13 protein-coding genes are annotated in these 11,071 nt (G+C 35.3%); 8 read left to right on the top strand and 5 right to left on the bottom strand.

All coding sequences use genetic code 11. From position 1 onward, the window contains the following. The 8 genes from FJ213_11520 to FJ213_11485 all read left to right on the top strand — a co-directional run. On the top strand, positions 1 to 702 hold a 702-nt coding region (locus FJ213_11520), incomplete at its 5' end, for a Fe-S cluster assembly protein SufB (protein ID MBM4176781.1). A 37-nt stretch (positions 703 to 739) separates the two neighbouring features. After that, on the top strand, positions 740 to 1,498 hold the full coding sequence (gene sufC / locus FJ213_11515; protein MBM4176780.1) for a Fe-S cluster assembly ATPase SufC: 759 nt from the start codon (positions 740 to 742) through the stop codon (positions 1,496 to 1,498). 24 nt (positions 1,499 to 1,522) lie between these two features. Next, positions 1,523 to 2,860, top strand: coding sequence for a Fe-S cluster assembly protein SufD (gene sufD / locus FJ213_11510; GenBank protein MBM4176779.1), 1,338 nt, complete (start codon positions 1,523 to 1,525; stop codon positions 2,858 to 2,860). Next, positions 2,861 to 4,117 (top strand): cysteine desulfurase, encoded by a 1,257-nt coding sequence (locus FJ213_11505; GenBank protein ID MBM4176778.1) that lies wholly within the window; start codon positions 2,861 to 2,863, stop codon positions 4,115 to 4,117. Further along, positions 4,117 to 4,569: an SUF system NifU family Fe-S cluster assembly protein gene (locus tag FJ213_11500; GenBank protein ID MBM4176777.1), complete on the top strand. Its 453-nt coding sequence runs from the start codon at positions 4,117 to 4,119 to the stop codon at positions 4,567 to 4,569. The genes FJ213_11505 and FJ213_11500 overlap by 1 nt, the downstream gene beginning before the upstream one ends. Beyond that, positions 4,566 to 4,889 (top strand): SUF system Fe-S cluster assembly protein, encoded by a 324-nt coding sequence (locus FJ213_11495; GenBank protein ID MBM4176776.1) that lies wholly within the window; start codon positions 4,566 to 4,568, stop codon positions 4,887 to 4,889. Before FJ213_11500 ends, FJ213_11495 begins: the two co-directional genes overlap by 4 nt. A 49-nt stretch (positions 4,890 to 4,938) precedes the next feature. Further along, a complete protein-coding gene (locus FJ213_11490; GenBank protein ID MBM4176775.1) occupies positions 4,939 to 5,478 on the top strand; it encodes a BrxA/BrxB family bacilliredoxin in 540 nt (179 codons plus the stop codon). 36 nt (positions 5,479 to 5,514) lie between these two features. After that, positions 5,515 to 6,003 carry an Rrf2 family transcriptional regulator gene (locus tag FJ213_11485; protein MBM4176774.1) on the top strand — a complete coding sequence of 163 codons (489 nt, stop codon included), beginning with the start codon at positions 5,515 to 5,517 and terminating at the stop codon, positions 6,001 to 6,003. Positions 6,004 to 6,132: 129 nt separating this feature from the next. Here FJ213_11485 and FJ213_11480 read toward each other — a convergent pair whose 3' ends face one another. From FJ213_11480 to FJ213_11460, 5 genes are all read right to left on the bottom strand, one after another. Further along, the gene (locus tag FJ213_11480) at positions 6,133 to 6,816 is read right to left on the bottom strand and encodes a M15 family metallopeptidase (protein ID MBM4176773.1); all 684 of its coding nucleotides are present in this window, start codon (positions 6,814 to 6,816) and stop codon (positions 6,133 to 6,135) included. Next, positions 6,759 to 7,061, bottom strand: coding sequence for a hypothetical protein (locus FJ213_11475; GenBank protein ID MBM4176772.1), 303 nt, complete (start codon positions 7,059 to 7,061; stop codon positions 6,759 to 6,761). Before FJ213_11475 ends, FJ213_11480 begins: the two co-directional genes overlap by 58 nt. A 100-nt stretch (positions 7,062 to 7,161) precedes the next feature. After that, positions 7,162 to 8,316 carry a T9SS type A sorting domain-containing protein gene (locus FJ213_11470; GenBank protein MBM4176771.1) on the bottom strand — a complete coding sequence of 385 codons (1,155 nt, stop codon included), beginning with the start codon at positions 8,314 to 8,316 and terminating at the stop codon, positions 7,162 to 7,164. Then, positions 8,300 to 9,283, bottom strand: coding sequence for a TGS domain-containing protein (locus FJ213_11465; GenBank protein MBM4176770.1), 984 nt, complete (start codon positions 9,281 to 9,283; stop codon positions 8,300 to 8,302). Before FJ213_11465 ends, FJ213_11470 begins: the two co-directional genes overlap by 17 nt. Positions 9,284 to 9,824: 541 nt before the next feature. Continuing rightward, on the bottom strand, positions 9,825 to 10,286 hold the full coding sequence (locus FJ213_11460) for a hypothetical protein (GenBank protein MBM4176769.1): 462 nt from the start codon (positions 10,284 to 10,286) through the stop codon (positions 9,825 to 9,827). Between the last annotated feature and the right edge of the window lie 785 nt (positions 10,287 to 11,071).

Here is an 11,071-nt window from a genome sequence, read left to right as displayed (position 1 = left end):
CTTCACGCGGCAGTAGTTGAGCTAATTGCTCTCGAGAATGCTGAGATAAAATATTCTACAGTACAGAATTGGTATGCCGGAGATAAAGCAGGCAAGGGAGGGATTTATAATTTTGTAACTAAGCGGGGTATCTGCAAAGGAAATAACTCTAAAATATCTTGGACACAGGTTGAAACGGGATCAGCTATTACGTGGAAATATCCAAGTTGTATTTTGCTTGGTGATAATTCAGTCGGTGAGTTTTATTCTGTTGCCCTAACAAATAATTTTCAGCAGGCAGATACAGGTACTAAAATGATCCATCTCGGGAAAAACACAAAGAGCACAATCGTCTCAAAAGGTATATCTGCAGGAAAAAGTCAAAATTCCTATCGTGGATTAGTAAGAATTTCAAACAAAGCTGAGAACTCACGAAATTTTTCTCAATGTGATTCGCTTCTCATCGGAGATAAATGCGGTGCCCATACGTTTCCATATCTCGAGGTAAATAATCCAACAGCAAAAGTTGAACACGAGGCAACCACATCCAAAATAGGAGAGGATCAAATATTTTATCTTAATCAGCGCGGTATTTCGAAAGAAGATGCAATTAGTCTGATTGTAAATGGTTACTGCAAAGAAGTCTTTCTGGAACTGCCGATGGAATTCGCTGTAGAAGCTTCGAAATTATTAAGCGTTAGTCTTGAAGGAAGTGTCGGTTAACAAATTTTTCATAGAAGAAAGTCGTTAAAGGAAATAAATGTTAGAGATTAAAAACTTATTTGTAAATGTTGAAGGAAAAGCAATTCTCAGGGGAATTGATTTGAAAGTAAATGCCGGAGAAATTCATGCGATAATGGGTCCAAACGGTTCTGGTAAAAGTACTTTGGCAAATGTAATTGCCGGAAGAGAAGGATATGAAATTATGTCTGGTGAGGTTCTTTTTAAAGGATTAAATCTTTTTGAAATGGAACCAGAAGATCGAGCACGCGAAGGAATTTTTCTTGCATTTCAATATCCGGTTGAAATTCCAGGAATTAGCAATGCAACATTTCTGAAAACAGCGGTAAACGAAGTGCGAAAACATAAGGGCGAAGAAGAAATGGATGCAATGGAATTTCTCTCTCTTATGAAATCTAAAATGAAAATGCTTGATATGGACGAGGCAATGATGAGCCGTTCTGTAAATCAAGGATTTTCCGGCGGAGAAAAGAAACGAAATGAAATCTTTCAAATGCTGATGCTTGAACCAAAACTCGCTTTGCTCGATGAAACCGATTCTGGACTTGACATAGATGCTCTAAAAATCGTATCGAACGGTGTAAATCTTCTTAAAGAAAAAATTAAAGATAAGGCAATTATTGTCGTAACTCATTACCAGAGGCTGCTGAATTATATTGTGCCAGATTTTGTGCATGTTCTTTATAATGGTCGGATTGTAAAATCAGGAGGAAAAGAATTAGCTCTCGAGCTTGAAGAAAAAGGATATGATTGGATAAAAAATGGCGAGTCGACTTAAACTGTTTCTTAATGAAAGAAAAAAATGACTGATAAAATTTCAAATAAAAATTGGTACATAGATAAATTTAAGGCTTTTGAGAAAAGACTCAATGGAGAATCTAATTCCGAATTGCATCAATTTAGAAAAAAGGCAATTCACTTATTTAGTAAGCTTGATTTTCCAACAACAAAAAATGAAGAATGGAAATATACCAGTCTGTCAGAAGTTCTGAATTATGAATTCACGCCAGCCTGTTTGAATGAAAGATCTATCGATACCAAAAAATTAGAAAAAATTCTTGCGGAGTATCGTGATAAAAATTATTTAGTTTTTGTGAATGGATTTTTATCCAAAGAATATTCTAACATTCTTCTTCCTAAAACCTCTGTAAGCGTTGATAGCTTGGAGACAGTTCACTCGAGCGGGGATGAAGTTTTTTCTCAGCACTTTGGGAAATATTCAAATTTTGACAATGGTTTTAATGCTTTGAATGGTGCATTTGTTGAAGATGGTGCCTTCATTCATGTCCCAAACGATCAAGTAGTAACCGAACCAATATATTTGATCTATTTAAATGGTAAAGAAAATGTGAACATACTTTCTCAGCCTAGAAATCTATTTGTGTTTGGAAGAAACTCCCAGGCAAGTTTTGTTGAAGTACATCAGCCGATTTCAGAATTTCCATATTTAACAAATGCTTTAACTGAGATCTTTCTCGATGAGAAGGCCTTTATAGATCACTATAAGATTCAAAAAGAAAGTCTTTCGTCGTTTCATATTTCAAAAATTCAAATAGAGCAAAAAACGAACAGTAAATACACTTCACATAATATTTCACTAGGCGGGTCTCTAACTCGAAACGATATTAATTCTGTTTTAAATGGCAAAGGGTGTGAGGCAAATTATTTCGGGCTGTACTTCGTCGATAAAAAACAGCATGTTGATAATCACACTTTAGTCGATCATGCAATGCCCCACTGTTTAAGTAATGAATATTATAAAGGAATTCTCGCTGAAGAATCGAAGGGCGTATTCAATGGAAAGATAATGGTTAGAAAAGATGCGCAAAAAACTAACGCATATCAATCAAACAAAAATTTACTTTTATCCGGAAGCGCCCGGATTGATACGAAACCTCAATTAGAAATCTTTGCCGATGATGTTCGTTGTACTCATGGAGCAACAATTGGACAGATCGACGAAGAAGCCCTTTTTTATTTGCGTGCAAGAGGAATTGACGAGAAGAATGCACGTTCACTTTTAATCAATGCATTTGCCAGCGATATTTTGGATTTCATTAAAATTGAAGAGATAAAATCTCAACTGGATAAAGTTGTTTTTGAAAAAATGAAACTAATTCTCTCCGGAGAACAAAATTAAATGGAACTTGATACAAGTATTATTGAACGAACCAATTTGAATTTCCAAGTTGAAAAAATTCGAAATGATTTTCCCATCCTTAATTCGTTTGTCCATGGAAAAAAGCTGGTTTATCTTGACAATTCGGCAACGACACAGAAGCCAATTTCTGTAATAGAACGAATGAATCAATATTACACGGGCGAGAATTCAAATATTCACAGAGGTGTTCACAAATTGAGTCAAGTTGCCACAGAAGCTTATGAGAATGCTCGATCCATAGTTAAAAATTTCATTAATGCATCGAGCAATGATGAAATCCTATTCACACGCGGAACTACGGAATCGATAAACCTTGTCGCAAATTCTTTTGGAAAAAAATTTATCAAGCATGGTGATGAAATAATAATCTCACACATGGAACACCATTCGAACATTGTTCCTTGGCAGATGCTTTGTGAAGAAAGAGGAGCGAAATTAAAAGTTATTCCAATAAGTGATCAGGGAGAATTGCTGATCGATGAATTTCAAAAAATAATTTCTTCGAAAACAAAATTGATTTCAATTGTACATGTCTCTAACACGCTTGGTACAATTAACTTAATTAAAAAGATTACAGAAATCGCACACCGTAGTGGAATACCGGTTTTGGTTGATGGTGCACAAGCTGTAACTCACATCCCAGTTGACGTTCAGAATTTAGATTGTGATTTTTATGCCTTCTCTGGACACAAAATATATGGTCCAACCGGCATAGGTGTACTATATGGAAAGAAAAGCTTATTGCAAAAACTTCCTCCTTTTCAAGGAGGTGGAGATATGATTCGGTCTGTAACTTTTGAAAAAACTACATATAATGATCTGCCAAATAAATTTGAAGCTGGAACGCCGAACATCGCCGGAGCAATTGGACTTGGCGAAGCTCTTTCATACGTGTCTAATCTCAGCGTTGAAGCAATCGCCTTCTACGAACAGGAATTGCTTAACTATGCGACTAAAGTATTATCTGAAATTCAGGAATTAAAAATCATAGGCAATGCTCTTGAAAAAACTTCGATAATTTCTTTCGTCGTAAAAGATATTCATCCCCATGATATCGGAACAATTTTAGATAATGAAGGAATAGCTGTACGAACAGGGCATCATTGTACACAACCATTAATGAAAAGATTTAATGTTCCGGCAACAACAAGAGCATCTTTTGCCTTTTACAATACAAAGCAAGAAATAGATCTATTAGCTGAAGCGATAAAAAAAGTAATAAAGGTTTTTAGTTAATGTCCGACTTAAGAGAACTTTATCAAGAAGTAATTCTTGATCACAGCAAGCATCCCAAGAATTATCATAAGATTGAAGATTCATCTCATTCGGCAGAAGGATTTAATCCCCTCTGCGGCGATCATTTTAACTTATATCTAAAAATAGAGAATGGTGTGATTGTAGATGTCGGCTTTGATGGAGCCGGCTGTGCAATTTCTAAGGCATCTGCTTCGATTATGACTTCAATCGTAAAAGGAAAGAGTGTTGAAGAAGCAGAGAAAATTTTCAAACAGTTTCATGATTTTATAACTGGAAAAGCTGATAATTCCTTCGATGTTGAATCGTTAGGTAAGCTTGCTGTCTTCTCAGGTGTGACCGAATATCCAGTAAGAGTTAAATGCGCTACGCTTGCATGGCATACTCTTAAGAATGCACTGGAAAGCAAATCAGAAATAGTTTCAACTGAATAAATTTTAGAATGAATAAAAAATTATTGGAAGAACAAGTAATACAAGTCTTGAAAAAATGTTACGATCCAGAAATACCAGTAGACATATATGAACTCGGCTTGATTTATAAAATAAAAATAGATGATGATTCTAATGTTAAAGTCGATATGACATTGACATCTCCTGCTTGTCCAGTTGCAGGCTCGCTGCCGCCGGAAGTACAGGAAAAGATAAAAGAAATTCACGGCGTTAAAGATGCGAATGTTAATGTTGTATGGGATCCGATATGGAATCGTGATATGATGTCGGAAGCAGCAAAGCTTAAACTTGGATTTTTATAATTTTCGGGAAGCAGTTCCTAGAACAATCACAAACAAAAGGATAGATATAATGTTTCAAAATATGAATCCGAAACCCCCAATGTATGATCCAAAAACAGTACAATTCATGCGCGATGAACTAACGTTCGTTGGATTTGAAGAGATGCTTACGCCTGAAAAGGTTGAAAAAACTCTATCACAAAAAAATGATGAGACGATTTTAGTATTTATAAACTCTGTCTGTGGATGCGCAGCTGGAAGTGCAAGACCCGGCGTATCGCTTGCATTACAAAATAAAGTGATTCCAGAAAAATTAACAACCGTATTTGCCGGTCAAGAAATAGATGCTGTTGATCATGTTCGGAAAAATTATCTTAATAATTATCCGCCATCATCCCCCTCTTTGGCTATTATTAAGAACGGATCACCTATCTATATGATGCAGCGTCATCAGATAGAAGGGTCCACTCCAGAGGAAGTTGCATTTGAATTAATAAAAGCATTTAACGCTTATTGTTCGAAATCCGGACCGTCGATCCGAAAAGAAAAATATGATGAACTTATGCATGCAAAAATTTGTGGATCGAAAATACCGATTCAAAATAATTAATATTTTTCTGTAACGGTTTTAAGTGAGAGGTGGAAAATGAAATTTAGCACACAGGAAGAATATGGATTAAGATGTCTTCTCCAGATTGCTAAACATAAATCCGATAGGGGGCTTACAATCCCAGAAATCAGTGAGTTAGAAGGTCTAACAGTCCCTAATGTCGCAAAGCTATTGCGAATTATGAGAATTGGTGGCTTAGTTGAAAGTGAACGCGGGCAAATCGGTGGCTATAAATTATCTCGACCAGCTAATGAAATTTCTTTGCAAGATGTTGTGAACGTACTCGGTGGAAGATTATTTGAAGATGAATTTTGTAATTCTCACTCCGGTGCTATTGACATTTGTACAAATTCAATCGATTGTTCGATTCGTTCAGTTTGGAAAACTGTGCAAAAAGTTGTTGACGAGGTATTAGGAAAGTTAACTTTGAAAGATTTGCTCGGGAGTGAGGAAGAGGTCGATAGTCTGGTAACAGATAAATTTGAAGCGAGCGGTAATTCAAACCCGTTGAAAATATTGAGTTGAGAATAAATCCGGAATTTTAATTCCTAATTCTTAAAATAAGTTGCCATTGTGGGTTTTCTAAAGATTTACAAGTTTAGAATTCGAATTTGTTTAGAGTTTAGAAATTAGATTTTATGATTTAGTGCCTTGCTAATCGTTGAACTCCACGTCCATAATTGAAAATTTACTCCATCCTTTAAAATCGAAATGCCACCATTCGGAACTCATTGCTTCGAAACCAAACTTCTCCATTGTTGTTCGCAGAATTTCTCTATATGTCAAAACATTTTTTGAAAGATTTTTATAATCAATATGCGATTTTTCGCTGAAGTCGTCGTATGGTGTGCCCATGTCTATTTCTTTACCAGTAACATCGACCAATGTCAAATCAACAGCAGCACCTCTGTTATGACGTGAGCCCTTTGCCGGATTTGCAACATATTTTTCATCTGGCATTACTTCCCACATCAATTTTTGAATTGAGTGAGGACGATAACCGTCAAAGACTTTAATCCTCAACGCATATTGCCTCATGAAATATTTTTGAGCGATGGAAAGACTTTCAGCAACAACTTTTCTTAGATAAACTTTATCGCTCTTGTATAAAACTTTGCCGGTAAAATTGTTTGTAGTAGCGTACCGCACATCGGTTAAAATCGTCGAATCAATATCACGAAGCCAGACAAGGGAATCGGCTGTCTGTCCTAATGCAATACTGCCGATAAACATTATTAGAAAAAAATATTTTTTCATCTCACCCTCTCTTATTGTTGAGGTTACAAATTTATCTTTAAAGTGTCTTTCCCTGAAAGTTTTTGAACATGGCATCTGCATTTGTCGGTATTAAATAGATAAACAGACTCTACTTCGGCGCCAGATTTACTCCCTTTGAATACTATTACCTCTGGCTCTTCTGTGAACTCCTTCGTGTATCCATCGTTCATAACTTGATAAACACCTTTGCCAAGGTAAATCTTTTCGAGGAAAGTATAGATTTTGCCGGTTCTAACATTTTTTATTTCAACAGCTAGCGAATCCACAGGCTGATTCGAATTATCAAACACTAAAACTGTGTACATCACAAATTCCTGAGTGCAAATACAGTTATCCTCCAATAAGGAGCACGAGCCGAAAAGCAAAATTGTTCCAACTATTAAACTAGTAATTATTTTCATAAGCTTATTTCAAAAGAATCATTTTTTTCATCTCCACAAAAGAGCCGCTACGCAACTGATAAAAGAATATTCCGCTTGTAAATTTTCCGTTTTCTATCTTCCATGTTACATTATATGATCCAGCTTCTTTCACCTCATCAACAAGTGCAGCAATTTCTCTGCCAAGTACATCATATATTCTCAAAGTAATTCTCTCACGACTTAATACTGAATACTTAATACTTGTCTCCCCATTGAAGGGATTCGGAAAGTTTTGATAAAGTATAAAAGTTTTCTGTGTAGATATTTCGTCCGCTACATCAGTCGTTGAAATGTTTAAAATTGCAATTACCTGCTCGAGCATTTTATTCATTGCGTATAAATGCTTCATGTGATCGTCGGCTGTTTGACCGGTATATCCTTTTAATCGAAAATATCCTGTATCGCATTTTGAAGTCTGATTCCCAATTTCGTCAAAAGCAGAAAAATTTACTCTTGATGCGCCGATCCCGCTTATCAAATAGTCTGCGGTTTTAGTCGTACTTTCATATCCGCTTGTAGGAATACTCGAATGAGTTAATATCATTATTTTCTTTTTGTCTCTTGCATCTTTAGCGAATTGGAGGAAATCCTTCATCTGTGTTGCCATTGTACCGGGATCCGAATTACTGTGGAGTCCATCCGCAAGAGTAAGTGCATTAATCTTATTATAGTAGGAAGTGTTTTTAAAAATTTCCCTCACCCCTGCATAGCCTGCGCTGAATGATGATAGGATCAGATATTTAATCTTCGGATTTGGAATCACTCCATTCGTCTTTATCACGGAAAGACATGTATCAAGTATTTTTTGAAAATTCGTTTGCGTTGTAAAATAATTTTGATAAGGACTCGATAAACCGCCAAGATGAATATTAAATAACACTGCATTCACTCTTGATTTATAGACTTGATCTTCCGCCGCCCATGACGCACTGTGAAAATGAAAAACAAGCATGATGGAATCATCTGCGGGTTTAACGTAATAATCTGGAATGAAAAGTTGTGCGAATTGTCCGCTCGTTAAATTTAATTTTGATGTTAAATCAAATCTTGTTCCCTTGCCAACGCCTTGTGCGGCAATAATACTTGGGAAAATCAAAACGATCAAAGAATATTTTATTAATTTAAATATGCAATTCAACTACGTCTCCATCATAAATTATATGATCACGTCCAACCAGCTGCCCGTCATAAACTCCTTTTCCCCACACTCGGGCTGTTTTCAGTTTATCATAGAAGTCTTTGTGAACCTGCATTGCAAATTCTTCGATTGTTGCTCCCTCGCCTAAAATAAATGGCTGGGTTTTATCAAATTCCTTGTGCGGCGGTTTCGAATAAACACGAATAATTTTAAGATGAGAAAAAATCAACCTTTTTAATTCTTCCAGGTTGCGTTCGTTCTTCAAGGAAATAGAAACAATTTCCCATTCGTTATGGAGTAATTCGTCAAGCACTGCGAAATCTTCATCGAGCTTTGCGTCGTCATCTTTATTAACGATAATTAAAATCGGCACCCAGAAAATTTTTCTATCTTCAGTAACATTCTGTTGATGCGGAGAATAAATTCTGTTTCCGTTCAAGATCTCGATTGAAGATTGAAACTGTTCAATTGGATTTGCAAGTAAATCAATCAGTACTAAAATTAAATCAGAGCTTTTTATGATATCGAAAATTTCAGGTTCATAATAATCTTTATTTAACGGTGGTGTATCGATAAGCTGAATTTGGACATTTTCATAATTCATCATTCCGGGAGATGGAGCCCAAGTTGTGAATGGGCTATCTGATACTTCCGGAGTTGCGTGAGTTAATTTACAAAGCAGCGATGACTTGCCGGTATTTGGCATTCCAACTACTGAGACTCGGGCCGCCCCTTCTCTTTCGATGTGAAAATTTGATGTGTGTTTACCAGCTTTTTTTGCCGCTTGAGAAGTTGATTTTAATTTGGCGAGTTTTCTTCGATAATCTGCGCGGAGTTTATCTGTCCCCTTATGCTTGGGAATCGTACTTATTAAGTCTTCCAAAGCCTGAATTTTTTCTTCAAGAGATTTAGCTTCTTTGAACTCTCTCTCTGCTGAAAAATATTCCGGTGGAAGATTCGCTGGCATATATATGAATAACTAGTTATAAATTGTTTCCAAACAAAATTTAAATAGTTTCTTTGATAGAATCCATATAATCCGTATTAATGATGAGGACAACGAAGTTTTTAGTTTGAATGCATTATTTTTAGCTGGGCAGTTGCAAATAATTATTTATTTCTACAAGTTTGTATCCATAAAACATAGGAGAGTTATCAATGAAATTAGATTTCACTTTAATTGTTTTTGTAGCTGCAGGCATAAGTCTTTTTATCGGAATAATCGGAAAAATCAGCGGAGTAAACTTTTACTTTGCAAATGCAACATGGCACATGTTTGCCCAAACTTGCCTTTTATTTGCAATCGGCTGGAAACTCTACAAAAAGAGTTAACAACGAGCTTCGCTCTCCCTGAAATAAATCTTTAACTGAAGGGAGAAAAACTAATTCCTTAAATTAGAAAAGCCCAATTTTCGGCAAGCTATTTTTATCTTAAAAAGTTGGGCTTTTATTTTCATTAGCATCGGAGAGGTGGAATCTTTGATATATAAATGAAGAATTTCGGACAGCTAAGATTTTTGATATTTCAAAATCCATTTAACGTCTTGCTTATCTTTTTCACGTGAGGAACTTTTTTTGTTTTTTAATAAATCTGCAAGTGAAATAAAAAATACATCTTTAATTTCATCAATATCGATCTTTGCTCTATTTTGAAATGCCGTGTTAAAATCTATCCCACTGATACTATTCATAATATCAATTCTTAGTGGAGCGAACCCTAGCTGAATCATCTTAAATTCATTAGTCAGATCTTCAATTGAAATATCCAATTCCCCGAAACCAAATTCATCGAGTACTTCAAGCAATTTTTTAGCGTTCTCCTTTGTGCGGTTAATAAAGAAATCAATATCCTCGGTAAATTTCGGTCTTGAGTGAATCGCAACGGCATAACCACCTACGATCAGATACTCAACGCGGTGCTTGTTCAATAATCCGATAAACTCTTTGAAATCGTCTTGAATTTTTATCAATTAAATTTAAGTAATTTTGTCTAATAATTTCGAGGGTTTCTAATTTCTTCTCGTATGTTTGCGAAGCCCAAAAAAGAATCTCTTCTTTCTCCTGGTCGGAAAAATTGTTAAATATTTTTATCTTTTTTTCCATGAAATTCTTTTTTAATAATCTATCAAATAAATCCAACATTTTAAAGAGAATATTTGTAGCGGAACTTCACTGGAATTTCCCAAAGAATAAAATAAACACAGCAGGATTAGTTTGTAGGTCGTTTCCTCATAATTTATTTGAGAATCTAAAAGCCCGGTTTTTTAATTCTGAAAACACATATCTGAAAGTCGGGTTTTTATAATTCAAACAGACAATTTTTTTATTGACTTTATTCCGTTGGTTAAAACCAACGGCAATGGAAAATATATATTATGGTTGATAAGATATGATGTTGTTTTACCAGCGATTGACTGTAAACGTTTTTGTTGACCTTCTACAAAGGTCTTTTTTGTACACCAGTAGTTTGTTACAATAATTTGAACATCTACGATGTTCACATATTCAAATAATTCAATAAAAGTTGAGATTTTATTTTCGTTCGCATTGGAGTGGTGGCATCTTTATGCTTTACTCGTGTAAAAGATTCCATCTCTCCAATTTTCGTTCGCATTAGAAGAGATGGAATCTTTAGAGGTTATTTTATCAACAATATCTTCCTTGTAACTTTTATACCTTCTGTCTGCAATATCGAAAAATAGACTCCACTCGGTAAATCACGTGCATCAAACGCTTCTTGATAAATTCCCTCTTC

The sequence above is a fragment of the Ignavibacteria bacterium genome (assembly GCA_016873845.1).
Lineage (GTDB): Bacteria > Bacteroidota > Ignavibacteria > Ch128b > Ch128b > JAHJVF01.
The sequence above is the reverse complement of the archived record's forward strand: the minus strand, read 5'-3'. Positions and strand labels throughout refer to the sequence as shown.

What these genes read in the sequence shown, in the direction of transcription:
- FJ213_11505 (MBM4176778.1), top strand. Translation starts at nt 2,861, where the DNA reads ATGGAACTTGATACAAGTATTATTGAACGAACCAATTTGAATTTCCAA.
- FJ213_11500 (MBM4176777.1), top strand. Translation starts at nt 4,117, where the DNA reads ATGTCCGACTTAAGAGAACTTTATCAAGAAGTAATTCTTGATCACAGC.
- sufD (MBM4176779.1), top strand. Translation starts at nt 1,523, where the DNA reads ATGACTGATAAAATTTCAAATAAAAATTGGTACATAGATAAATTTAAG.
- FJ213_11485 (MBM4176774.1), top strand. Translation starts at nt 5,515, where the DNA reads ATGAAATTTAGCACACAGGAAGAATATGGATTAAGATGTCTTCTCCAG.
- FJ213_11475 (MBM4176772.1), bottom strand. Translation starts at nt 7,061, where the DNA reads ATGTACACAGTTTTAGTGTTTGATAATTCGAATCAGCCTGTGGATTCG.
- sufC (MBM4176780.1), top strand. Translation starts at nt 740, where the DNA reads ATGTTAGAGATTAAAAACTTATTTGTAAATGTTGAAGGAAAAGCAATT.
- FJ213_11490 (MBM4176775.1), top strand. Translation starts at nt 4,939, where the DNA reads ATGTTTCAAAATATGAATCCGAAACCCCCAATGTATGATCCAAAAACA.
- FJ213_11465 (MBM4176770.1), bottom strand. Translation starts at nt 9,283, where the DNA reads ATGCCAGCGAATCTTCCACCGGAATATTTTTCAGCAGAGAGAGAGTTC.
- FJ213_11480 (MBM4176773.1), bottom strand. Translation starts at nt 6,816, where the DNA reads ATGCAGATGCCATGTTCAAAAACTTTCAGGGAAAGACACTTTAAAGAT.